We start from the raw sequence: 24700 nt of genomic DNA, 5'->3' as shown, positions 1-24700 counted from the left end.
TATCATTATTTATCATGACAGACAAACGGGTACAGATTGTCATGTCAGGGACTTCTGCGAGCGAATATATCTGTAAATGTACCTCTGCATGTGCAGGGTGCAGCTCGTCCCTCATACTCAGACACGTGCTCAAGGCAGCCGGACCAGATACGGTTCTGGTAGTTCCTGCCTGCTGCACCAGTGTTCTGCAGGGGGTCTGGCCAAATACATCGTTTAACATACCGGTGTATAATGTTGCATTTGCTGCTGCTGCTGCGGTTGCATCAGGAATGGCTGCAGCATTTGAAGCAGTGGGGAAAAACACGAACGTCATCGCCTATGCAGGTGATGGTGGAACGGTGGATATTGGTATCCAGGCACTTTCAGGAGCATTGGAACGGGATACAAACTTCCTGTACATCTGTTATGATAATGAGGCATATGGAAACACCGGTATGCAGCGGTCAGGATCCACACCGCTTGGTGCACGGACTACCACGACCCCAGGTGGCAAAACCCATGCCAAGAAGGATCTTGACAGAATAATTGCAGCTCATCACCTGCCATATATGGCAACCGCTTGCAGTGCATACCCCCAGGATCTGGTGAAAAAGGTGCAAAAGGCCCTTTCTATCCGGGGACCAAAGTTCATGCATATTCTGGCTCCCTGTCCTCCCGGATGGAGGTATGATGCATCCCAGACCATTGAAATTGGGAAGATGGCAGTAAAGACCGGAATCTGGGCAATGTACGAACGTGAATATGATACGCTTACCTTAAGCGGTCCGACAAAGGCGGCAATGATAAAGCCTGCTCCGCTTGAAGAATACCTCAAGATGCAGGGACGGTTCTCCGGGATGAATGATGAGAAAGTAAAAGCCATACGGGGAGAGATGGAACGGAATTTGCGTCTGTTAAAAGCTGAAGCGGAGGGAACATGCTAACAGTATCTACTGGGAATAATGCCGTTGCTGCAGCGGTCAGACAGGCAAATCCTGCTGTGGTTGCAGCATACCCGATCACCCCCCAAACCGAGATCGTTGAGCAGATTGCAAACTATGTGACAAACGGCAGCCTCAAATCCAAATATATTCCAGTAGAGAGTGAACACTCCGCCATGGCTGCCTGTATTGGTGCAAGCATCACCGGGGTGCGGACTTTTACTGCAACCAGTTCTCACGGTCTGTTATACATGCATGAGATGGTCAACTGGGCTGCTGGTGCACGCCTTCCTATCGTCATGGCAAACGTGAACCGGGCCCTTGGTCCGGGATGGAATGTCTGGGCAGAACATACTGATGCACTTCAGGCACGTGATACCGGGTGGCTCCAGGTGTATGTCGCAACCGTACAGGAAGCATATGACGCAACCATCATGGCATTCCGAATCGCAGAGGACCGGAGAGTCTACCTGCCGGTCATGATTAACCTTGACGGATTTGCTCTCTCACACATCTCACAGCAACTTGAAGAAAACCAGATCGGGGACTTCATACCGCCACTGGTTCTGGATCATGCTATCAGTACAGATGCACCTGCCGGGTACGGGTGTATGACCTCATCAGCTGACTATTTTAAGATCCGGTACGATATCGAACGGTCCATGCGGGACTCTGTGCAGGTAATCAGGGAGACCGAAGAGGCTTTCGCTACATCATTCGGAAGAAAATACTCCTGGACTGAAGATTACCGGTGTGAAGACGCAGAGGTTTTGATCCTGGCTATGGGAACGCTTGGAAAAGAGGCGGAAGTTGCTGTTGATATCCTTCGGAATGAGGGAGTAAAAGCAGGTTCAATGCGTGTCAGATGGATCCGACCCTTCCCTGACCTGGATCTCGGGAACCGTGACCTGGTGGTCATTGACCGGAACTACTCATTCGGGTTTGGTGGAATTCTTGCATCATCTATCCGGGCAAAAACCGGAAAAGAATGCTTTAATGTCATTGCCGGTCTTGGAGGACAGGAAGTCACGTATAATGACATCGCAGGATTTGTACGAGACAGACGGATCGGGGAAGAGTTCTGGTTTGGAGTTGATGCCTGATGTATGAGATCAGACTTCATTCACGGGGCGGTCAGGGTGGTGTTACTGCAGCAAAACTGATGGCACTTGCCTCGTTCCGGGACGGCAAATATGCAACCGCCGCTCCGTTTTACGGTGCAGAACGCAGAGGAGCCCCGATTGTCTCATTCATCCGAATCGATGACAAGCCAATCAAGATATATTCCCAGATCCATAATCCGGACCTGGTTGTGGTGCTTGATCCTTCCATTCTTGATCTTGTCAATGTCTTTGAAGGACTCAAACCTGAAGGAAAGGTCCTGATAAATGCTCCGAAGGTTCCGAAAAAAGCAGAGGGATATAATGTGCAGCATGTGGATCTTACCGGCATTGCTCTTAAAACAAATTTAATCGTCGCCGGAAGTCCGATCCTGAACACGCCGGTAATAGGAGCACTTGCAAAAATGGGACTCTTTTCACGCGAATCCGCAAGTGCAGCAATAAAAGAGATGTTTTCAGATGAACGAAATCTGAAAGCTGCCCTGATGGCATATGAGGAGTTGATGTAATTGGTAGCCAGAGATAGACTTGCTATATCAAAGCCGCGTGAAGGTGCCTGTGGGAACACCGGAACCTGGAGGGTATTCAGACCAGTTGTTGATAAGGGAATCTGTAATTCCTGTGGGATGTGTGCAATGTACTGTCCAGATGGTGTTATCAATGATGACTATGAGATCGATCTGGTCTTCTGCAAGGGCTGCGGCATCTGTGCAGCTGAATGCCCGAAAAAAGCCATCACCATGGTGCGGGAAGATAACACAACTGGTAATTAAGACCCATTCCCTGTCTGTTCGCCAGGTTTTGATATAAATACTGGTTCACCCATTCACAACTCTTTTACAATTTGGTGCACCAGATTATTACAGATGGTTCGGTTTTCAATAACGATGGATGATGATCTGACTCACCGGGTCGATCAGGAATGTGTTGTCAGACAGGTTTCACGCTCTGACTGGATAAATGAGGCATGTACCAGGCAGCTCCGAAAACTTTCCGGATATGGCATATATCCCTGTGGTGAGTCAAGCCCCATCATCGATGACTCTCCATCCCCCCACCGTCATAATATGCAAAATTATGACGAAACATACCGGAATTTTCGAATAGAAGTCCCGGAGTATTTTAATTTCGGGTTTGATGTAGTCGATGCCTGGGCAAAAAAAGACCGGAACAAAATAGCAATGGTCTGGACTAACCAGGAAGGAGCTGAAAAATTTTTTACATTCCGTGACATCTCCAGGAGATCAAATGAGATCGTCAACATGATGATCAAGTACAAGATCTCAAAAGGTGACCGGGTTATCATCATGCTTCACCGGGTGCCTGAATGGTGGTTTATGACCGTGGCCCTTATCAAGATAGGAGCGGTGTATATCCCGGCACCAACCATGCTCACACCAAAGGATCTTGCCTACCGGGTCAATACATCTGAAGCAAAGATGGTCATTACCGACATGGAAAACGCCCATAAGGTTGATGAGATTCTGGATTCATGTCCGACTCTTCATACAAAAATGGTAGTGGATGGTGCACGTGACGGCTGGCTTTCATATGAGCGAGAATTAACATACCCGGCTCCGGTGTCGTCACGGATCATCAATCTGAAAGGAATGCGAAAGACCAAGTCATCTGATCCCATGGTCATTTTCTTTTCATCCGGAACCACGGGTGATCCCAAGATGGTCCTGCATTCACAGGCATACCCGCTTGGTCATATAGTAACGGCACGGTTCTGGCATGATGTCAGAAACAATGACCTGCATTTTACCGTATCAGACACCGGATGGGCGAAGTCTGCATGGGGAAAACTGTTTGGTCAATGGGTCGAAGGGGCAGCAATCTTTGTGTATGATTACCGGAGCAAGTTTAATGCCACTGAGCTCCTCCCTCTCATCGAAAAATACGGGATTACAACATTTTGTGCACCACCGACCATCTACCGGATGCTGATCATGGCCGACCTTCGGAAGTATGACTTTTCTGAACTCCGTCATTGTGTCAGTGCCGGGGAGCTCATCAATCCGGAGGTCATTAAAGCATGGAAGGATGCAACCGGTCTTGAGATATACGAAGGGTATGGTCAGACCGAAACTGTCCTGTGTGTTGGTACCTTCCCCTGCATGGAGCCAAAGTATGGATCGATGGGAAAACCCTCCCCTGGCTGGGTCATTGAACTGCATGATGAGGATGGAAAACCGGTAAAACCAGGAGAGGAAGGATCAATTGCCATAAAAACCGATCCCCGTCCGATCGGATTTTTCATGGAATACTGGGGCAATGAAGAAGCAAACACGAATTCATTCAGAGGAGGTTTTTACTATACCGGCGATCGGGCAATGATGGACAATGACGGTTACTTCTGGTTTGTTGGCCGTGATGATGATGTCATAAAAGCCTCCGGATATCGTATCGGCCCATTTGAAGTTGAGAGTGCAATCATAGAGCACCAGGCAGTCCAGGAAGCAGCAGTTATCGGGTCTCCGGATATAATTCGTGGATTTGTTGTAAAGGCGTTCATAGTTCTCAAGGCAGGATTTGAACCGTCTGATAAACTGGCCCGTGATATTCAGGAATATGTCAAGTCAGTTACAGCCCCCTATAAATATCCCCGGAAGATTGAATTTGTAAAAGAACTGCCAAAAACCATCTCAGGGAAGATTAAAAGAAAAGACCTTCGTGAGATTGAGATGAAGCGGTTTGAAGAAGAGCAGAAGAACGGAACCGGAAAATCCGTATAATTTTGTCTGGTGAGCTGAACCACCTGACATGTTTTTATTCTATTTTTTTAAACCTCTGAGGAATGAATTATAATTTCCTGTATTCAGCCATCTTACTGGCTGGGCTGATTCTACCTGCCGGAGTTCTCGGGCTTGATACCTCTGATGACGGATGGTCGCGTGGGAATCTTCTGGCAGCTCCAAACTGGCTGCTTGCACAGTTTGATGATGAATCAAAAGAGATGAGCAAACTTGACTATTTTGGAACTGACCTCCAGACACCAACCCCGAAACCACCCACATATGAGGATTATGTAAAAGAAGGGTGGAGTTATCTTGAAGGGGGAAGTTTTAAAGATGCACTGAACTCCTTTGAAAAGGCAATCAACCTGAATGGGACCGCACCTGAGGCATGGTACGGCAGGGGACTTGCTCTTGAAAACCAGAAACGGTACCTCTCAGCCATTGATGCATATACCAAGGCCGTCTCATATGCCAAAAATCCCGATTCCAGCTGGGGACCGAATGCAGGAAAGGGAAGAGCATACATTGCAATTCAGCAGTATAAAAACGCAAAAGAATCTCTGACAATTGCAATCAGTCAGTATGAACAGGCCGGAGAAGAACTCCCTGATGAACTCGCATCAATGAACCAGGACCTGGCCAAAGCACTTGAGATGCTTGGTGAGATTGACGCGGCACAGAATACTCTTGAAAAAGCATTATAATCATTTTTTCCCTTTTTATTGAATCAAGAGAACGTATTTATTTCTCGTATCAGATCATGTATGTATGTCAGCTGCAGCTTTCATACCAATACTATTTATCACTGCATTAACGCCATCAGGTGCATTATTTGTCAGTGATACATCATCCAGTGACTATCCGGTGTACCCTTTTAATCCAGCATACGGGGATAGCGAGTACGATGACGGATGGTCACATGGTAGTCTTCTATCTGCCCCGAACTGGCTGCTTGCACAGATAGATCAAAACCTCATGAGTACCGTGCTTGACCAGGGAGTAACTCCAATTCCAACTGAAGTCCCAGAGACCTTTGAAGGATATATTGCAGAAGGGTACGCAGGTCTTGAAGGTGGGAACTATCGTGCTGCATACAATTCATTCAAAAAAGCGATTGAACTTGAATCTACATCATCTGATGCCTGGTATGGAGCAGGTATTGCACTTGAAAGTCAGAAACGATATCTCTCTGCCCTTGAGGCATATGCAAAAGCTATCACCTATGCAAAAGGCGCATCATCTAACTGGGCTTCATATGCAGGAAAAGGAAGGGTATTGTATAATTTAAACCGGTTTAGTGAAGCTCAGACTGCCCTTGAAATGGCAATCTCCCAGTATGAGAATGGTGGTGTAAATGAGCCTGAAGAACTTGAGGAGATATACCGTCTTCTTGAGGAGATAACTGGAAAAACCGGACCCAGTGAAACAGTAATTCCATCGTCGGCATATGTCCCTTCTTCAGCATAACATCTCCTGATACCTCTCCTTTTTTACTTGGCATACCCATGTTTCTGTATGATGAAACACAGGATATTTTGGGCGCCAATACTGTTCTTTTGTACTATTTGCATAATTTGTTCAGCAAATCAGACTTCTGTTGATATGAACCGGGGAATTGAGATAACCCTGGAGAGAGGGATGTGTTTTGGGTCATGTCCGGTATATTCAGTAACTCTTACCGAAAATGGAACCGTACAATGGGTAGGGAAACAATTTGTTGAAGTTACCGGAGAGGCGACAGATCATATTGATCCAGCCCTGGTCATGAATCTTTCCGATACCATAACCGCCGCTGGTTTTTTTGAAATGAATAACACCTACATCGGGTATGATATCACGGATATGCCATCTGTCATCCTTACGGTCCGAAATAATACAACCACAAAACAGATTGAGCATTATCACGGGGATCTCTCTGCACCATTTAATCTTACCATGATAGAAGATGAAGTGGATATTGTAGCACAATCCACCAGATGGATTGGAAACCCAACACTCAACGAAGGAACCTGGGGAGAACCCATCTAATCTTTTGGACGATATTTTGAGTTACAAGGAAGTAAAGAAGCGTATCCATATCATTCTGGATAAACCGGCATGGCATGACCGGGCATCGGTACGTATCCACCTGACTCTTGGATTCATCATTCTCGTGAACACCATCGCAATTATACTTTACACCGTCCGGCCGATTGCAGAAAATTACGGCAATTTCTTGAAGATTGTCATAAATATCTGCATGTTCGTATTTGTCTGTGAATATATCCTCCGGATATGGTCATGTACCGATACGAAAAATCCGGTGCATATGATAACTGACCGGATAAAATATGCGTTTCATGTGTACCTCTTCATTGATCTGATCTCTATTCTGCCAGTATTTATTCCGTTTTTGTTCCCCCAGGACATCATGCTCTTTCGCCTTCTCCGACTCGCATCAATATTCAAACTTGGACGATTTACCCAGTACTCAGATTCACTGGTCCAACTTCGACGGGTTTTGAGAAGGAAGAAAGAGATCTTCGTGATTATGCTCTTTTTCCTGGTGTTCATCATCCTCTTTTCATCGACAATCATGTATGTCGTGGAAAATCCCGCCCAGCCTGATAAATTTTCCAGCATCCCGGCATCGCTCTGGTGGGCAGTTATGACCGTAACCACAGTCGGATATGGGGACATCGTACCGGTTACATCGGCAGGAAAGATGATAGCTGGAATCATAACAATAACCGGTGTCCTTGTTCTTGCGTTGCCATCAGCCATTATGGCAGCCGGATTCATGGAAGAGAGAGAGAGACATAAAAAAAAGATATCTCTTGAGTATTCACAAGAAGAAATCAGGTTGCTTATTCAAAAACTCAACTCACTTCAGAAAAACGGACATATAACCACAGATGAATATGAACAGATTCTGATGCTCATTACATTGAATAAAACGGTGGATTAAAAGAACTCAAATCCTTCTTCCTCTTTTCACCCGGAAAAAGGGATCAAATCCAGAATATTCAGCCTGAAGGTCCCTGATATGCAAAAACCAATATGTATCGTTACCACAATCTGAAACTTCCCATTTATTCTCTCACCGATTGCCATGGCCATCTTCCTTCCATCTCAACTACAAGGGCCCAACTCAGAAATGTCCGGACCAATACCAAAAGCCCAAGCCCTGCAACCCGTTCAAGCGTCTGATCAAGAGCCACGGTTCGGATGATGTCTGCTGCAACAAGCAGTTCCAATCCTAAAAGTAGCCATTGGCCGATGTATTGCCGGTATCCTACCATCTGATCAATTCCGGACAGGACACCTGGTTTTTTGATGAGAAAATATCTGACAGAACCGACGATAATTGATCCAAAAATTACTAAAACGGCACATAATTCAATGATCCGGGAGACGGCATCGATGCATAAAAGAATAAGACTGTCAGGGTCACTCCACAATCCGGGAATCATATCAACACATCGTGCAGAGACGATAAAGAAATTGTGGAATTTTCACAACAGAGTGACAGATTCAGTCTGGTTATCAGATCAGATAGGAGAGAAAATGGAAGGATATACATATGAGGGAAAATCGATGCCATTTTATTTTTTAGAAACCAGTGATTGGAAGAACAATATCCCTGATCTGTATGATTAGTGTTAATACATATGCCCTTCCCGTTGTGCTCGATATGATGCGCAACGCTGAGATTTTGGGTATTAAAGTCCACACCCTTGAAAATGGGACAACTGTGATCGACTGTGGTGTGAGAGAGAATGGGTGTCATGAAGCCGGCCTACAGTTCCTGAAAGTCTGCGCCGGAGGATTAATTGAACCAACCATTGTCCATCAGCCTATTTCCGGCCAGGTGTTTCCTTTCGTTCATCTGACGGTAAAACACCCCATTATTGCCTGTCTTGGTTCTCAGAAAGCAGGCTGGGTAATCAGGAGAAATAACTTTTTTGCGATGGGGTCCGGACCAGCACGGGCACTTGCCTTAAAACCCAAAGGGACGTATCAGGCGATTCAGTATCACGACACTTCAGATATTGCAATAATTGCTCTTGAAGCGGGTGTTCTTCCAGATGAAGACATATGTTCATATATAGCAGAAAAGTGTGGAGTAAAACCCAAAAATCTCTATGCTCTTGTTGCATCTACCCGGAGTATTGTAGGATCTATTCAAATATCCGGAAGAATTGTCACGATGGCAATGCATAAACTCGAGGATATGGGATATGATCTCTCAAATATCGTAAATGCTGCCGGAAGGTCGCCTGTTGCTCCAATAAAAAATACCTTTGAGCAGGCGATGGGGGTTACTAATGACTGTAATATCTATTATGGATCAGTCATGATATCCACACGACTATACTCTGACGAGTTTTCCAGGATCACATCAGATAACTCTGAGATGTACGGAAGACCATTTTACGAATTATTTAAAAATGCAAACTATGACTTTGTCAATATAGGTTCCTATCTCGGATTTTCACCAGCCGAACTAACCGTTAATGACTGTACTACCGGAAAAATATACCATTTCGGCAGGTTAAACGAGGAGGTTCTCCTCGAATCCTTTAACGCTATATACGATAAGATTTAGACAGGGCGGGGTTCTTCCTTGTACCGCTTTTTTGCCATGTCCACATAACTGGTCATTTGTACGGCACCGACAATACAGGCTTTGGCGCATTTCCCACACCCGATGCAGGTGTCAGGGCTTACAACCCACGCCTTTGGAACTTTTTGATCCTCTTTCCCGAGAAGTTCAACTGAACCGGTAGGGCATACTGAAACACAGTCTCCGCAGCCCTCACAAGCAAAGGGTTCAAACCAGGGGAATTTTTTTGGTGTCTTCCCGGTATCTTCTTCTCCCATTCCGGGAAAAGGTTGAAAAAAGATATTATTATATCTGTCTATTTGCCAGGAATGTCAGTCCAGCGTGCCTTCTCCCATGCATCAACTGCATCAGGAGCCATGACATCCAGACGCTGACCTGCCTCTGCACCAGGTTTTGTACAATACAATTCGGCCAGATCTACAACCAGAACTGCATCGGTTGCGATTCCTTCGGCCATCTGTTTGAGTGATTCAAATTCCGGGCCTGACTTCAGGATTTTCCCCTTTCCTTTAAACTGGTAAGCCGCACGAATACCTCCCTGCCTGGATACCCCAAACGCGACCCATGGATTCTTGGTAACAGCAGCCTCAATGAGGCCAATCTCTCCTTTTTCCATCGCAAACGCGACCTGATCAGGCTTTGTAACTCTGGCGAACCGTGAAACGGTAACCAGTGGCACCCCTTCCGGAGTGGCAACACACAGGTGACATCCCATCAGCTCAATCCAGCCTTTCATCCGCTCAGTCAGAATTATTGACATCCTTTACACCTCACTGGATACGCTCTCCGGTTTTTCCTTTCTCAATAGAGTAAATCTCTTCGACATGCAGGACGACAACACCCCGCTGGGCAGGTTTTGGAAATACAATATCTGGTGGGACTTCTTTTGGTGGTTCAAGTGTTGCCCAGTCTCCCCATTTGTCTAAAATTTCCTTGGCCTTAACTCCGTACCAGTCAAATTCCGGGGGGAACCCATACTCAATATCAACTGCTTTCCCTTTGAAAACCCAGTCACGCCCAGCATCCATCGGATGGCAGATTGCGATACTACACTCAGGATTTTCCTTCAGGTTCATCTTAGTCTTGAGCAGAAACATATCTGAAATCAGAATTTTATCATCACCATGCGTTGCAACAAATCTCATGGCAGCGATATTTGGTTTACCGTCAAGGCTGGAGGTAGCCATATGAATAAGACTTCCACCCTTCCCTGGAACCCGTAAGGCTTCTTTCATCTCATTGGTGAATGTAACCATGTTCCATCTCCATTTCTATATGAAAACAGGATATGCAGAGAATAATAGTTTACTATTTTATTCTCTTACTTAACCGGGTAACCAAATGCGGCAGTTCCGGCTTTTCCTAAATCTTCTTTCAGAGCCATTTTAACGAGCTGTGTGATGTAATATGGTGTCAGATTCATCTCTTTACAGGTCATCCGCATTACTGAAACACACGCAGGGCAGATGAAACAGTACCCCTCAGCACCGGCGTCTATTGCATCCTGAATGTTCATATGCTGGAATTTCATTGCCCGTTCATGCTGGGTGTGAAAGATACTGCAGCAACAACAAAGCCGATTGTCTCCGGTGTACTTTCTTTTGTCTTCAACACAGGTAACGCCAATCAGACTGAGTATTTCCTCAAGCCAGTCTCTCCAGATCTCACCCTCCTTTGCTGCATAACGCGTAGTACACCCTCCCTGATATGCCATCTTCATGTTTAGCGGAGTAATTTTGTCTTTGTGATCACGGAGCCAGTTTCTGATATACTCAAGGATGTGAACCGGTTTGAAAGGAACTTCAATGCGATCCTGGATTGCGACGGTTGTCAGAACATTATAACAGGCATCATGTGTGAATACAATTTCAGAAACTCCGTATTCTTTTGCTGCATCAGCCAGGTTTTTGACCAGGGTTGGAAGAAATTCATAAGGTCTGGAGCCCCGTCCAAGATGAGTCTCAGTAAACCCGCAACAATAATCCCCTCCTCCGATGAGTGTGGTCTCATCAAACATAATGCCAGTTAAAAATTCCTGCTGTGGAACAACCTCATAGATACCACACAGAGAAATTAACGCACCACCAGGCTTTCCTGGTCTGACAATCTTTGGTTTTACCAGCCAGTCAGAAGCGGGTTTTGCATTGCTCGGAATCCCTAATACCTGCGTCTGCTCCTGTCTCCATAATATCAGGTCCCAGGGATTTGCTCCAAGTGGACAGTATTCATTACAGGCAGCACAGGTGATACACTCCTTAAGAATTGGAGCCATTTCCCCTTTTATTAACGCACTTATCTGCTCTTTTGTCTCTTTTTCATTGTATGAGACATAGGGACACTTTGTCAGGCATTCCCCTTTGCACCGGGAAAAATCACACTTTGCAGCATCAAAACCCATATGAGACAGTCGCTTTTCAGAGAGAAAAGATCTGTTCTTTGATTCTTTCACAAATCCTATCCATTGATAAGGAATGGTGAGAAATCCTCCATGAGTTTTATGGAGTTTCGCCCTGATCAGAATTCCGAAAAAATATCGAATAATCTGACATACACGCATTCACTGCTCTCTACAGTCCAGGTGCCCTTCCTCCTTCTCTCCGGGGATGTAGTGTCTTTCTCTAATCCTGCGGCCCAGTCTCTCCTTGGAATCAACACACTCAATAAAGTAAAGATTACGTCAATTTTTCCGGAAAAACAACCGGATGGCACTCCGTCAAGTTCACGATGGACTGACGCAATATGGAGAACGACGCCAAATTCTCCTCAAATCTGTACCATTTACCTGCAGAAGAGTGATGGAGAATTATTTCCTGCAGAGGTAAGGATCTCCTCTTCTGACATCGAAGGAATTACCCACATATGCGCGATTATTGATACCTCAAAAGAAGTCGCAGAAAAAAACCGGGCTGATGATCTTTCCCGGGAGTTAAAACAGAAATCTGTCTGGTATGAAGCAATTCTTGACGCCATCCCATTCCCGATATCTGTTACCGATCCAGAGATGATCTGGACCTATGTCAATACAGCAGTTGAAAAATTCAAACGGACCACCCGGCAGAAACTTGTCGGTAAAAAGTGCGGGAATGTTGCAGGCATTGAAAAACTCCGGAGAGGAATTACTGAAACCTTTTTTGAAGACCATGGGATGCACTTTAAAATTGATGTTGCGTTCCTTCATGATCGTGAAGGTAAGGTAATCGGACAGGTGGAAGTAGTCCAGAACATCTCAAAGATAGTCGAGCTTCAAACAAGAGCAGAACGTATCGTTCGTGAAAATCCAATTCCAATGCTCATCATCGATCCAGCATATAAAATAGTTCAGACAAACGATGCATTCCTGTCACTTACCAATTATACCAATGATGCTTTGAAATCCATATCGTTCCGTGACTTTACCCAGGTGACAAAGAGTACCCTGGACATTGCCGGTGTCTTTTCAAGTCAGAAGAATAAGTCCGGGGAGGTTATCTATCGGTTTCCATCCGGAGAAAAAGAACTCGCCCTATTTGCAATCCCCCTGGTGGATGGAGAAGGCAACACGAGTGATGTTCTCATCTGCATGGTAGACATGACCAATGAGCGGAATACAGATCGAATGCTGCAACGGAGCATTCATGAGCTCGGCGGAACTCTTGCGACAATTGCCGGAAAAAATCTTGCGATCTCTGTATCATGTGATAATTCAGATCCACTGTGTGAGGTTAAGACCGACCTCGACAACGCAATATCCAATATCAGAAAAACTCTTGCAGACATAACTGACCAGGTCCAGGTGCTTGAATCATCAATGGAGACGATCGGAAATGAAACTGTTCAGATATCAAAAGGGGCAGAGAAAGTAGCATCAACTGCTGAAACCACAGCGTCAAAGATGAAAGAACAGGTCGTCGCCATAACTGAATTACTGCAAAGCATCGAAGGCCTTTCAGCTTCTTTTGAAGAGATAGCCAGCACTTCTCAGGAGGTGATGACACTTGCCAATACTGCCACACAGTCAGGCCAGTCAGCTCTCATGCAGGGGAATGAAGCCTCGAAAAAGATGGAAGCTGTTGAGACAATCTCACGAAAAGCGGTTGAGGAAATCGGAGATCTGAATATAAAAATTACAGATATCTCAAAGGTTGTGAAGGTTATTGCAGATATTGCAAATCAGACAAATCTGCTTGCTCTTAATGCTGCAATTGAGGCTGCCAGGGCAGGAGATGCAGGAAGAGGATTTGCAGTCGTCGCTGGAGAAGTCAAGAACCTTGCAGGAGAATCACGTCGGGCGACCGAACATATTGAACAAGTGATATCTGAAATAATATCCCAGAGTCAGAAGACATCCGGACTCATGACAAATGTATTTGACGAGATCGTTGTCGGGATCGGAAGTGTAAAACAGACCGTTGATGCCCTTGAACAGATTGTGGGGGACATTGGTAGTGCTGCAACAGGCATTGGTGAGATCACCAGGGCAAATGAGAATCAACTGGTTGAGATTGAACGGATAAGCGGAGGTGTATCACTCATCAGTGAAATCGCCATGGATAACGAAGAGAAGATATCTGGATTAGCCACAATAGCAGAGACAACCAGTGAATCACTTGAAAAGGTTATGGCTGAGTCATCCGAAGTTCAGGAGATGTCTGCACGACTCAAAACAGACCTTGGTGAATTTACCCTCTGAATTTTATCCTCTGATCGTTGGGTAAAAGGGTTCCATGAACCGGCGATCTTTAATAAATAATTATCTGAATTATAACTCATGGAACAAGAAATCCTCACCAAGGGGAGTCTCCTAGCCCGAGGTATTTTTGCTGTAATTATCGGAATTCTCTGTTTTACCATTCCGATGGCGATGGAAGCAGTCATTGCCTATATTGTGGGAATATTCCTGCTTATTATATCCCTCATGACCGGGGGAATGAGCCTGTCATCAAGACAGCCAGGAAGATGGCCTATCCTGATCCTTGCAATCATCGGGGTGATAATTGCCATTCTGACATTTATATCTCCGTTCTCAATGGTCGTTGCAATTACAATTTTGATTGCTGCCTGGGCGATAATTACCGGTATTACAGAACTATTCGTCGCCTATTCCTTTAAAGAACTTCCATTCAGAGCACTTTTAGGAGTTAACGGCTTCATTGGTGTACTCTTTGGTATCCTGATTGCCTTTGCACCTATCCCGACAGCCGGATCTTTGGTTCTCATCATCCTACTTGGCATTTATTGTCTGGTATTTGGTATTATCAGTATCATTGCCGGTCTGATGATGAAAAAAGGTGAGATGGTCATCACATACTGACGAACAAACCTATTTCTTTTTTATGGATTCGCAGTGACCATCAGATATGGTACCTGTTCCAGTCCTGCCGACGACCCTTGGCTCTTTAACACTTGAAAATCCGTTTATTCTTGCATCCGGACCACCAACTGCCAGTGCAGATCAAATTCGGCATGCTTTCTCACTTGGCTGGGGAGGTGCGGTCATTAAAACAATCACACCAGACGGGATGGTTATCGAGGATGTATCCCCTCGGTTTGCAGCCTGGAAAGATCAGGAGTCACATCTTCTCGGATTTGAAAATATCGAACTCCTGAGCAAAAAGAGCGTATCATACTGGCTGGATGAGATCCCACAGATAAGAAAAGAGTTTCCAGAGAAAATCCTGATTGCCAGTATCATGGCCGGAATGGATCCGAAAGAATGGCAACATCTTGCTTCACAGGTGGCATTTGCAGGAGTCCAAGCCATCGAACTTAATTTCTCCTGCCCTCATGGGATGCCGGAACGGGGACTTGGGGCTGCAATCGGAGGAGATGCAGATCTTGTTAGAACTCTGACCGGATATGTCAGGGATGCAATTTCAATTCCGCTCATAGTAAAACTCACCCCGAATGTTACTGATATTGTCCCGATAGCACAGGCTGCAGTTGAAGGTGGAGCAGATATGATATCAGCTATCAACACCGTCCAGAGCCTTATGGGTGTTGACATCGAGACATTTGAGCCTGCACCGTCCGTTGCCGGATACTCTACTTATGGAGGATATTCTGGACCAGGAGTAAAACCGATTGGGCTTCGGGTAGTATCACAAGTTGCCCGCAGTACTAATGTTCCGGTCATAGGAATAGGAGGTGTCAGTTCTTTTGAGGATGCAACGGAATACCTCCTGGTCGGAGCGTCAGCAGTTCAGGTCTGTACCGCAGTCATGTGGGGAGGAGCAGGGATCATCAGGGAAATGCTCGCCGGTCTGTCCGGATATCTGCAAAGAAAAGGGTACCGCAGTCCGGATGAGATAAGGGGAAAAGCCTTACCACATCTCACCAGTCATGAGAGCCTTGACCGGAAAAACAGGCTCATTCCTGTCATCGATGTGAAAACCTGTAAAATATGTGGTCAATGTGTAATCTCATGTCGTGATGGTGGATATCAGGCATTGATCCTTACCAGGGAAGGGGTAATCCTGGATCCTGATCGGTGTGATACCTGTTCACTCTGCTCACTGGTGTGTCCAACCGGGAGCATACGGATGAAACTATCACAACCCTGAATCCATTTTTCCTGGCGAGAATATCGTTCAATATGAATCTTGAATGAACCGCGATATATTCTCATTTATTTTTCTCTGATTCAAGAAATTCCCTGCATAAATAAGGCTCGATAAAATCTCTGAACTCTTCAGGAGAACATGAACTCCGGCACTCAGGGACCACGGTCTCAACACTCGCAAGATGTCTTTCCATGAGATCACAGGGAAAATCAGCACATAATCCACAATGAGCGAGATTTTTCTCCAGAACACAATTTCGGATCTCACAATCTCCACCTATTCTGACAGGGTGCTCATCGTCAGGTTTCAGACATCCATCACAATTCAAGACACTTGGAGGAACATCAAGTCCGTAAATCTTGTTCCAGGTCAGATGAACCCGACTCCGATCGGTATCGCTGTGGATATTTTCTTTATAAGCAGGGCATTTCCGGCAATGAAATCCACATCGCCCACGAACATCTCCATTTTCCATATATTCAGGATACTGCATGTCATTCTCGTATGATTTGTCCATACAGATACTGGTGAGGTAAAGAAAATATAATGTAAGGTAATTTGAATATACCAGAGTGCATCATGCGTAAAGATGAGATAGAAGAGCGAATTATTCAGATCGAGAAACAAATACGTGATTTGGGATCTATCCAGCGTGAGCAGGGTGAATTGATCATCTCCGAACTACGGTCATTCCAGAACCTGTTTATTGAGGAAAAGATCGAAGTAATGCGTAAACAGATCACTCAGGGCTATCAAAGACTCCTTCTTGATTTAGTTTTAAACACAATGCGTCGTGAATTTGAATCTGTTTGCCCAAATCCATGTTCTTTATATAACCGAACCGACTGTATTGATTTTTTCATGTGCCGTCTGAAAGAATCTGCCGAACGTATGGATCCGGATGAAGCAGATGATTTCTTAAAAAACCAGATCCAGATCGACGACGAACTGATGAATAAATATCCGGAACTCAGACAAAAGCCTTGTATCTCCTGTTTTCAGGTGTATACAACAGAACGCGATCAACTGATGAAGGCAATAGGTGAACTGTCATTGACCAGATCCGGATTGAAACGACAGGGACAGATCTCTTACATGAAAGATCTTCCAGATGAGATGGTTTTATCCAGGATTATCGAACCTCTATCTCACCCAGTCCGGTTCAGTATGATCAAAGCATTATCAAGAGGTGGAATGAGTTACAAGGAACTTAGTACACTCACCGGGTACAAAGGTGGACACCTTCTCTTTCATGTAACCCGGCTGATTGAAGCAGAACTCGTTGCCAAGGATGCAACATCCGGCCAATACCTCATCACCGAAAAGGGATTTGGACTGATGGAGATGATTAAAAAGATGTATTCCGGTTTGTGATATCCCGTAATTCTGATGGAATTACAGGAGATCAGGCTAAATTATACCAATACAGTGAATTTCCCTACGAAGAAATGTTTATCACCCCAGAGGAGATAAGTCAGACATCCGTAGGAAGGTACCACGATGACTGAGAATACCCATAATCCGGCACATAGCGGAGGAAATATGCAAATAATTGGCGAAGGCAGGTTTATCCGTGACTGGTGGCCCAACCAGCTTAATCTCAGGATCCTTCACCAGAACACTCCCGTCTCCAATCCACTCGGTGGGAATTATAACTACCGGGATGAATTTAAAAAACTTGATCTGGCGGCTGTGAAGAAGGATTTGAAGGATATGATGACCAATTCGCAGGAGTGGTGGCCGGCGGATTTTGGTCATTACGGGCCCTTGCTGATTCGCATGGCATGGCACAGTGCCGGGACGTACCGCACTTTTGATGGCCGGGGAGGTGCGAGTGGGGGACAGCAACGATTCCCTCCGCTCAACAGCTGGCCGGATAATGTAAACCTCGATAAAGCACGCAGGCTCCTCTGGCCAATAAAACAAAAATATGGTCAGAAAATCTCGTGGGCTGATCTTATGATCCTTGCAGGCAACGTTGCCCTGGAGTCTATGGGATTCAAAACATTCGGATTTGGAGGTGGACGTGAGGATTTCTGGGAACCGCAGGAGGATACATACTGGGGTTCAGAGGACACATGGCTTGGTGATAAGCGGTATTCAGGCGACCGGGAACTTGAGAAACCTCTCGCTGCTGTACAGATGGGCCTTATTTACGTAAATCCTGAAGGGCCGAACGGCAAACCTGATCCGGTTGCAGCTGCGAGGGATATTCGGGAAGTTTTCGCGCGAATGGCCATGAATGATGAGGAAACGGTTGCACTTATCGCCGGAGGTCATGCATTTGGTAAAACCCATGGTGCCGGTCCTGCGTCTCATGTCGGGCCTGAACCTGAAGCTGCGGGAATTGAAGAACAGGGTCTTGGCTGGAAGAGTAGTTTTGGAACCGGAAAGGGAAACAACACGATCACTAGCGGTATCGAGGTTACATGGACTGCTACACCTACAAGGTGGAGTAATAACTTCTTCAGGAATCTTTTCAGTTATGAATGGGAATTAACAAAAAGTCCGGCTGGTGCATATCAGTGGCATCCAAAAGATGGAGCAGGTGCCGGAACTGTGCCAGATTCACAAGATCCGAAGAAACGCCATCCCCCAGGAATGCTTACCACAGATCTTGCCCTGAGATTTGATCCTATCTATGAAAAGATATCAAGACGATTCTACGAAAACCCGGAACAACTTGCTGATGCATTTGCACGGGCATGGTTCAAGCTGACACATCGTGATATGGGTCCACGTACTCGTTATCTTGGTCCGGAGGTTCCACAAGAAGAGCTCATCTGGCAGGATCCTATCCCTATGGTCAACCATCCGCTGATAGATAAGCAGGATATCGCTCTGCTCAAGAGCAGGATTCTGACATCCGGTCTGTCTATTTCCCGGCTGGTGTCCACCGCCTGGGCCTCTGCTTTTACCTTCCGCGGATCTGATAAGCGAGGCGGTGCGAATGGTGCACGAATCCGTCTTGCTCCACAGAAGGATTGGGAGGTCAACGAACCTGCTGAACTGGCGAATACGGTTAAGATTCTCGAAAACATCCAGAGAGACTTCAACAACACAGCCTCTGGAGGAAAGAAAGTATCACTTGCTGATGTAATCGTTCTTGCAGGTTGTGCAGGTATTGAACAGGCTGCAAAGAATGCAGGATATAATGTGGAGGTACCTTTCACACCCGGACGTATGGATGCCCTCCAGGAACAGACTGATGGAGCATCTTTCGCCGTACTTGAGCCACTTGCCGATGGTTTTCGGAATTACATGAAAGATAACATTTCGATGGCAGCAGAAGCGATGCTGGTAGACAAAGCACAATTACTGACTCTTACTGCACCAGAGATGACGGTGCTTATTGGTGGTATGCGAGTGCTGAATACCAACTTCGGACAAAGCAAGCATGGTGTTTTCACGAAAAAACCGGAAACTCTGACCAACGACTTTTTCATAAACCTTCTTGATGTGAGCATAGAATGGAAAGGAATATCAGACGCTCGGGATCTGTTTGAAGGGCGGGATAGGAGTACAGGTGAAGTGAAGTGGACCGGCACCCGTGTCGATCTGATCTTTGGTTCAAATGCCCAGCTCCGAGCCGTTGCAGAGGTGTACGCATGTTCGGATGCAAAAGAAAAATTTGTTCATGACTTTGTAGCGGTATGGGCCAAGGTGATGAACCTGGATCGTTTTGATCTTGCCATATCGTAAGAGAGATTTTTGAGGGGTCCTTCATCTCTTTTTTTTAAATTCCTCCAGACCCAGATGGATTGAAGGGGATTTTGCCACCATTATCACTTTATTTCACTTTCACCCCGGGGCCTTCTATTTTTATATACTCTGTCAATAACAGATGGAGATATACCAGAGGAAATTGGTATGAAGATATTAAAAGAACCAACAATTCAGGATCTCGAAGAACGGTATGTTGCCTATGTATCATATCAGGGAAATTACATTGGAAATCCTGCCCTTTTCGCAGAGTTATTCGGGAAACTCTTTGGGTGGGGATTTCAGAACCAGGTAATGGGCCCTGATACTGTCATGATCGCTGCATATTATGATGATCCAGAAGTAACCCCTCCGGAGGAACTCACCCTTGATGTCTGTATGAGTATTTCAAAAGATGTAAAGGGAGAGGGAGAAATTAAAACAAAAAACCTTCCTGGAGGAAAATATGCAGTAATAGGTCTCGAACTTGATGGTCCGGAAGAATACCCTGCTTCATGGGAAAAAATTGTTGAATGGGTAGCATCCCATGGTTTGGAGATTGACATTTCCCGGGCGAGTTATGAGGTATACCTGAATAATCCGGAAGAACATCCCAAAAAACATCATATCGTCGACATCTGTATGGCGGTCAGATGAGATAATTCCTCATTTTTTGTTTTGATAGAAGAAAGATTTTTAATTTACCTATCTTTTTCATAGCATATGATTATCTTTGATCTTCCCGGACCTGATAATACTCCTGAAATTGTGAGTGTTGTCAAAAAAGAAGCATCCCGATGTGATTACATTGTTATTGCATCAATAACGGGATCAAGTGCATTGCAGGTTGCAGCAGCTGATCCAGGAAAACCAATTGTTTGTGTCACCTGCCCGCAGGGAATGTATTGGGAGGTTGATAAAATGGACACGGATCTCTTTGAGTCGAATCCAGGTCTGAGATCAATACGCGATCAATGGAGACAGGAAGGGAAAACACGGATTCCCATGGAGATCACGGCTGATAATAAAGTAAAACTAGATGCATCCGGGATCCCGGTAGTGAAAGGTACTATCCCGTTCTTTGGACCAAGTTTTTCAATACGACTTCATTTACGGCAGGTAACTTCACTGGACATCATCGCAAAAACACTCGAACTCATCTCTCCTGGAACCCTTGTCGCTCTTGAAAGTGTTTTAATGGCAACCGATGCAGGAGTAATTCCTGAGGGAGTCAGGGTTCTGGCATGTGCAGGTACTGAACGGGGACTTGATACATGCTGGATCATCAGGAGTGCATCATCAGCAAATCTTTTTCACCCTGACTGTGGTGCAAGGCTGATCGAACTTCTCGCAAAACCCGGGATCGCTGAAACACCTGACATCTCGATAGAATATCTCAGGTAAAATCAATGGCATGAGGAAGAGGAGAGCCATATAGCTCTCTCATTGGACGCTGAAGAGCCAAAACTCCAGAACATTATTCAGACATGTATATCCGATCCGGTTTGAGTATACATGTTAATAATGTAAAAACCCATGATAGAACGGGAATGATCTCTCTTCTCTGATTTCAATACTACTCTTTTCGGTATTCTTGATGAAATAAAACCACCAGTATTGGAATGATTGAGGAGGTTTTGGTATCCAATCTGCTGGGAACAAGAAACCGTTACCAATAAATATCCTGGTGATGGTACTTCTTGTTCTTCATTCAATGGATTCAGAATTGAAAATGTATTCATGATTTCATTGGTACACCAATTATACAGTCCAATATGATATGGAATGGATGAAAATCACAACGTTATCTAATATCATGACGCGTGAAGTCAGAATATAAAAAAGAAGGCCTCATTCCATAAAATCTCTCATTATTCATGATCAGATCGCCAAAATCCGGTATATTTCTTGAATAGTAGATCGGATCCCGGGGGTCATATTTCCAGAATCAACACAGAGTTTAAATACAATAATGGGTATTCCTCAAATTGGGAATATGCCGCTTAATAATATTACTCAGGCGATAACGAATCAAACGTCAATGGAATTTACAGAATCAGGTATTAATTTTTCAATCATCATAATTTCTCTGATTTTCTTGTTTTTTATGCTCCCCTTCGGGTATCAAATCTATAAATCATACTCCATTGTTCAGGTAAGAAATCACATATTATCACAGCTTCTCGAACAAGTACCCCTCACTTCTGAAATCAATGTAGATACTAGCAAAGGATTCCACTTTGATGGCCGAGAAAACCAGACAAATGTCGCTCATAATATCACTGAGTTTTCTTATCTTCTGAATACAATTGAAGATAGAAACCTACGAGATTTTTTACTCCGTAAGGATTTTTCCCGATGGATTCGAGAACAGCTAAAAAACGATGAACTTGCCGAAAAAGTGAAAAAAACAGAAAATAGCGGAAGTATGGATGAACTCAGGATAGAGATTAAAAGATGGATTAATAGCCATGAAATTTCATTTTCAATGACAACGTCCATAATAGATCTGATGAAACAACCAGTAGAGGGAATTACTGGGTTTAATCGTGGGATGATCTCGTTCGGTATACTATTTGTCCTCAGCATTGCTGTTGTATTGATCTTTGTTGCAAACAACGGGGATCCCCAATTGGCAAACACTATTATGAGTATGATGGGAACAACTCTGGCAGCCGTTGTTGGGTTTTATTTTGGAGGTAAAAGTATTACCGTTGAGGAAGGGAAAATAGGATAATTCAAAAAATAATATTTAGTTGAGTATATTACAGAGGAAACACGGATACAACCTATTTATCGCCGGTTGAACCAATAACTCTGCATCTGATTGAGATGTCGCAACCTGATTCACCTCCGAAAATGAGCAGTAAAGAACTGCTGATCGTCCTGGTTATCTCCCTGGGATCGTTCATGGCCGGCCTTGACGCCACCATCGTCAATATTGCCCTGCCTAGTATTGCCAAATCATTCGATGTGCCAACCGTTATCACCTCATGGGTACTGAATGCCTACCTAATCATCCTGGTCTGTCTTCTCCTCGCAGCAGCAAAAATTGGGGATATGAAGGGGTATAAGCCGGTTTTTATCATTGGGTTTGCTATTTTTATCATCGGATCAGCTCTCTGTGCAATGGCACCGGCTGTGGAATTGTTAATCTTCTTTCGTATGATCCAGGCGGTGGGTGGTGCAATTATTGCAGCGTTAGGATCGGTGATGACACAAGTCGCTGCTCACACCATTAAACCATCAGAGCTCGCTTGCGGCTTTGATGCTGCATTCATCTTCTGTATAGGGATTCAGATCATTGGTCTTCTCCTGATCCTGGCTGTGAAGGAGAAAAAAGAAAACGATTCAACTGGGGGGGCTTATGCCACAGAAGAATCGTCCTGATGCCATTACCCGTGCTCAGATGCCGGTCTCTTCACGGAGTAACCCGGCTATGCCAATCATCGTAGGGATCCTGGTATTGCTTATCCTGCTATTCATCTTCCTCATTTTCTTCGGATTAATTCCGGTTGAAATAAAAAAGAGCGATATCACTGAGAATGAACGACTTGAAGCAGCCGTGAACCAGGCCGAGCAACGTGCTATGCAGAATGTCAATGCCACCGGTGAGGTGATCCCTGATACTTCAGTTGCCAGCCCGGATCCAATTCTTAGTCAACTGGAAAAGCCCTTTGATGCAGCTGCCCTGAAGGAGGAGAGTTAATTCAGGGTATGGATTTTATGTTAATATCCACTATTGAAAGCATCGGCCCTTCGTCTTCACGTTCCCCCGATCCAGTCATAGGAAAAATATCTCTCCGGATTTTGGTCCTTGTTGCTCTTGAAAGTGTTTTATTGGCAACCAACACCCTTCATAAAAAAATAATAATAAGAACCCAGATTCAAAATTAAACGCTTTTTTGCTTTCAGGGAAATATTGATTCATCTTTATACCAGTTGAATCAGAACGGAAGATACGTGTATTTTCACCCGGTTCATAAAATATTATACATCCCGGATGAAAATCTCTTAACAGATGGGTACACAAGCAGGATCGCTTCTCAAAACCTTTACCGGATTATTTACCCGATCACAAAACAGGGAATCTCATCCTGCAAAACGAAAACCCGGAAGATTACCAGTTTATATTATCACCGGTTTTCTGGGATCCGGAAAAACCACCTTTATAAACCAGATACTCAATTCCACATCAGGGGAACGATTCGGCGTGATTGTCAATGATTTCGGATCTATCAGTATTGACAAAGAGTTGATAAATGGGACTGGGGATCAGGTTATTGCACTTGAAAACGGGTGTATCTGTTGCTCGCTGAGAAATAACCTCAGCGAGGCCGTCACAACCCTTGGCGACTCTCCTTATGGACCAGATATCCTGGTGATCGAAGCATCCGGAGTTGCTGATCCTGCCGGGATCATCAGCCTTTTCGAAAATGAAGATTTAAAAAAGAGAGTCCGGATTGCAGGCGTCATATGCCTGGTGGATGCAGAGGAAATATTCTCGGTGTCATGGATCATGAGCCATCTCGTGAAAAAACAGATCCGGTCAGCTGACCTTCTCCTTCTTAACAAGGTCGATCGTGTTTCTGAATCCAAAAAGGCAGCCATACGGAAAGAGTGGATACCCCTGGATATGCCAATACTTGAGACCGTATATGCTGCTATCCCGGTATCCTTGATTCTGGGAATATCTCATACCGGAACCTCTGATCTACCTTCAGACGGAGAGCATGCCGATCACCATCATCATGAAGGGGATGATCATGGATTTTCAACCCTGTCCTGGACACATAATTCACCCATCCGTCTTTCCTGTCTTCAGGCTCTCATGAAAAATCTTCCATCCACCGTGATTCGGGCGAAGGGTATAGCAAATAGTAGTGAATTTCCCATGCAACAGGTCATCATCCAAGTAGTGGGGAAACGGGTCTCAATAACAAAAGGACAGCCTTGGATCAGGAAAAATCCATCAACTGAGCTCACATTCATCGGAGTTGGGAAAACAATTCAGATAGGTGAAATTACTACCAGATTAGAGTCATGTCTGGTAAAGCCACCATGAATCCCG

The 24700-nt window shown here is 44.9% G+C and carries 28 protein-coding genes; 22 read left to right on the top strand and 6 right to left on the bottom strand.

Annotated features, from left to right (window positions below; all coding sequences use genetic code 11):
* Nucleotides 1–14 precede the first annotated feature (14 nt).
* From KSK55_RS10440 to KSK55_RS10400, 9 genes are all read left to right on the top strand, one after another.
* Nucleotides 15–923, top strand: a complete 909-nt coding sequence (locus KSK55_RS10440) for a thiamine pyrophosphate-dependent enzyme (protein ID WP_256663983.1) — start codon at nucleotides 15–17, stop codon at nucleotides 921–923.
* The gene (gene porA, locus KSK55_RS10435; protein ID WP_218606854.1) at nucleotides 917–2023 is read left to right on the top strand and encodes a pyruvate ferredoxin oxidoreductase; all 1107 of its coding nucleotides are present in this window, start codon (nucleotides 917–919) and stop codon (nucleotides 2021–2023) included. The genes KSK55_RS10440 and porA overlap by 7 nt, the downstream gene beginning before the upstream one ends.
* Nucleotides 2023–2550 (top strand): 2-oxoacid:acceptor oxidoreductase family protein, encoded by a 528-nt coding sequence (locus KSK55_RS10430; protein ID WP_214419694.1) that lies wholly within the window; start codon nucleotides 2023–2025, stop codon nucleotides 2548–2550. Before porA ends, KSK55_RS10430 begins: the two co-directional genes overlap by 1 nt.
* Complete coding sequence (locus tag KSK55_RS10425) at nucleotides 2551–2814, top strand: 4Fe-4S binding protein (protein WP_218606853.1); 264 nt, start codon at nucleotides 2551–2553, stop codon at nucleotides 2812–2814.
* Nucleotides 2815–2907: 93 nt separating this feature from the next.
* Nucleotides 2908–4779: an AMP-binding protein gene (locus KSK55_RS10420; protein WP_218606852.1), complete on the top strand. Its 1872-nt coding sequence runs from the start codon at nucleotides 2908–2910 to the stop codon at nucleotides 4777–4779.
* Nucleotides 4780–4841: 62 nt separating this feature from the next.
* Nucleotides 4842–5486, top strand: a complete 645-nt coding sequence (locus tag KSK55_RS10415) for a tetratricopeptide repeat protein (protein ID WP_218606851.1) — start codon at nucleotides 4842–4844, stop codon at nucleotides 5484–5486.
* Nucleotides 5487–5550: 64 nt separating this feature from the next.
* Nucleotides 5551–6249, top strand: coding sequence for a tetratricopeptide repeat protein (locus KSK55_RS10410; RefSeq protein ID WP_218606850.1), 699 nt, complete (start codon nucleotides 5551–5553; stop codon nucleotides 6247–6249).
* 135 nt (nucleotides 6250–6384) lie between these two features.
* A complete protein-coding gene (locus KSK55_RS10405) occupies nucleotides 6385–6810 on the top strand; it encodes a DUF6438 domain-containing protein (RefSeq protein WP_218606849.1) in 426 nt (141 codons plus the stop codon).
* Between the two features lie 4 nt (nucleotides 6811–6814).
* On the top strand, nucleotides 6815–7729 hold the full coding sequence (locus tag KSK55_RS10400) for an ion transporter (protein WP_256663982.1): 915 nt from the start codon (nucleotides 6815–6817) through the stop codon (nucleotides 7727–7729).
* A gap of 124 nt (nucleotides 7730–7853) precedes the next feature.
* Here the strand turns inward: KSK55_RS10400 and KSK55_RS10395 are convergent, their stop codons facing one another.
* The gene (locus KSK55_RS10395; protein WP_218606848.1) at nucleotides 7854–8234 is read right to left on the bottom strand and encodes a DUF1622 domain-containing protein; all 381 of its coding nucleotides are present in this window, start codon (nucleotides 8232–8234) and stop codon (nucleotides 7854–7856) included.
* Nucleotides 8235–8413: 179 nt separating this feature from the next.
* On the opposite strand from KSK55_RS10395, the gene mch reads away from it, so the two are divergent.
* Nucleotides 8414–9370, top strand: a complete 957-nt coding sequence (gene mch, locus KSK55_RS10390) for a methenyltetrahydromethanopterin cyclohydrolase (RefSeq protein ID WP_214419701.1) — start codon at nucleotides 8414–8416, stop codon at nucleotides 9368–9370.
* Here the strand turns inward: mch and KSK55_RS10385 are convergent.
* The 4 genes from KSK55_RS10385 to KSK55_RS10370 form a co-directional block, all read right to left on the bottom strand.
* On the bottom strand, nucleotides 9367–9645 hold the full coding sequence (locus tag KSK55_RS10385; RefSeq protein ID WP_214419702.1) for a 4Fe-4S dicluster domain-containing protein: 279 nt from the start codon (nucleotides 9643–9645) through the stop codon (nucleotides 9367–9369). The genes mch and KSK55_RS10385 overlap by 4 nt on opposite strands.
* Before the next feature lie 38 nt (nucleotides 9646–9683).
* The gene (locus KSK55_RS10380; protein WP_218606847.1) at nucleotides 9684–10148 is read right to left on the bottom strand and encodes a hypothetical protein; all 465 of its coding nucleotides are present in this window, start codon (nucleotides 10146–10148) and stop codon (nucleotides 9684–9686) included.
* A 10-nt stretch (nucleotides 10149–10158) separates the two neighbouring features.
* On the bottom strand, nucleotides 10159–10644 hold the full coding sequence (locus KSK55_RS10375; protein WP_214419704.1) for a pyridoxamine 5'-phosphate oxidase family protein: 486 nt from the start codon (nucleotides 10642–10644) through the stop codon (nucleotides 10159–10161).
* 65 nt (nucleotides 10645–10709) lie between these two features.
* Entirely contained in the window at nucleotides 10710–11837 is a 1128-nt protein-coding gene (locus KSK55_RS10370; protein WP_256663981.1) for a heterodisulfide reductase-related iron-sulfur binding cluster, read from the bottom strand.
* 39 nt (nucleotides 11838–11876) lie between these two features.
* Between KSK55_RS10370 and KSK55_RS10365 the strand changes: the two genes are divergently transcribed.
* From KSK55_RS10365 to preA, 3 genes are all read left to right on the top strand, one after another.
* Entirely contained in the window at nucleotides 11877–14057 is a 2181-nt protein-coding gene (locus KSK55_RS10365; RefSeq protein WP_218606846.1) for a methyl-accepting chemotaxis protein, read from the top strand.
* A 78-nt stretch (nucleotides 14058–14135) separates the two neighbouring features.
* On the top strand, nucleotides 14136–14678 hold the full coding sequence (locus KSK55_RS10360; protein ID WP_218606845.1) for an HdeD family acid-resistance protein: 543 nt from the start codon (nucleotides 14136–14138) through the stop codon (nucleotides 14676–14678).
* 46 nt (nucleotides 14679–14724) lie between these two features.
* On the top strand, nucleotides 14725–15927 hold the full coding sequence (gene preA, locus KSK55_RS10355) for an NAD-dependent dihydropyrimidine dehydrogenase subunit PreA (protein WP_218606844.1): 1203 nt from the start codon (nucleotides 14725–14727) through the stop codon (nucleotides 15925–15927).
* Between the two features lie 61 nt (nucleotides 15928–15988).
* Here preA and KSK55_RS10350 read toward each other — a convergent pair whose 3' ends face one another.
* Nucleotides 15989–16444, bottom strand: coding sequence for a DUF3795 domain-containing protein (locus KSK55_RS10350; protein WP_218606843.1), 456 nt, complete (start codon nucleotides 16442–16444; stop codon nucleotides 15989–15991).
* A 62-nt stretch (nucleotides 16445–16506) separates the two neighbouring features.
* Here KSK55_RS10350 and KSK55_RS10345 point away from each other — a divergent pair, with 62 nt between their 5' ends.
* The 9 genes from KSK55_RS10345 to KSK55_RS10305 all read left to right on the top strand — a co-directional run bounded on the left by KSK55_RS10345 (nucleotide 16507) and on the right by KSK55_RS10305 (nucleotide 24694).
* Nucleotides 16507–17301 carry a winged helix-turn-helix domain-containing protein gene (locus tag KSK55_RS10345; RefSeq protein WP_218606842.1) on the top strand — a complete coding sequence of 265 codons (795 nt, stop codon included), beginning with the start codon at nucleotides 16507–16509 and terminating at the stop codon, nucleotides 17299–17301.
* Between the two features lie 126 nt (nucleotides 17302–17427).
* Entirely contained in the window at nucleotides 17428–19629 is a 2202-nt protein-coding gene (gene katG, locus KSK55_RS10340; RefSeq protein WP_218606841.1) for a catalase/peroxidase HPI, read from the top strand.
* 168 nt (nucleotides 19630–19797) lie between these two features.
* Nucleotides 19798–20286 carry an AraC family transcriptional regulator gene (locus KSK55_RS10335; RefSeq protein ID WP_218606840.1) on the top strand — a complete coding sequence of 163 codons (489 nt, stop codon included), beginning with the start codon at nucleotides 19798–19800 and terminating at the stop codon, nucleotides 20284–20286.
* Nucleotides 20287–20352: 66 nt separating this feature from the next.
* Nucleotides 20353–21033 (top strand): pyruvate kinase alpha/beta domain-containing protein, encoded by a 681-nt coding sequence (locus tag KSK55_RS10330; RefSeq protein ID WP_218606839.1) that lies wholly within the window; start codon nucleotides 20353–20355, stop codon nucleotides 21031–21033.
* 637 nt (nucleotides 21034–21670) lie between these two features.
* A complete protein-coding gene (locus KSK55_RS10325; RefSeq protein WP_218606838.1) occupies nucleotides 21671–22366 on the top strand; it encodes a holin family protein in 696 nt (231 codons plus the stop codon).
* Between the two features lie 95 nt (nucleotides 22367–22461).
* Nucleotides 22462–23019, top strand: coding sequence for an MFS transporter (locus tag KSK55_RS10320; protein ID WP_218606837.1), 558 nt, complete (start codon nucleotides 22462–22464; stop codon nucleotides 23017–23019).
* A complete protein-coding gene (locus KSK55_RS10315) occupies nucleotides 22997–23338 on the top strand; it encodes a hypothetical protein (RefSeq protein WP_214419717.1) in 342 nt (113 codons plus the stop codon). Before KSK55_RS10320 ends, KSK55_RS10315 begins: the two co-directional genes overlap by 23 nt.
* 8 nt (nucleotides 23339–23346) lie before the next feature.
* Nucleotides 23347–23526, top strand: a complete 180-nt coding sequence (locus KSK55_RS10310; protein ID WP_218606836.1) for a hypothetical protein — start codon at nucleotides 23347–23349, stop codon at nucleotides 23524–23526.
* Nucleotides 23527–23650: 124 nt separating this feature from the next.
* Nucleotides 23651–24694: a CobW family GTP-binding protein gene (locus tag KSK55_RS10305; RefSeq protein ID WP_218606835.1), complete on the top strand. Its 1044-nt coding sequence runs from the start codon at nucleotides 23651–23653 to the stop codon at nucleotides 24692–24694.
* Nucleotides 24695–24700: the final 6 nt, after the last annotated feature.

The sequence above is a fragment of the Methanospirillum hungatei genome, from assembly GCF_019263745.1.
GTDB lineage: Archaea > Halobacteriota > Methanomicrobia > Methanomicrobiales > Methanospirillaceae > Methanospirillum > Methanospirillum purgamenti.
The sequence above is the reverse complement of the archived record's forward strand: the minus strand, read 5'-3'. Positions and strand labels throughout refer to the sequence as shown.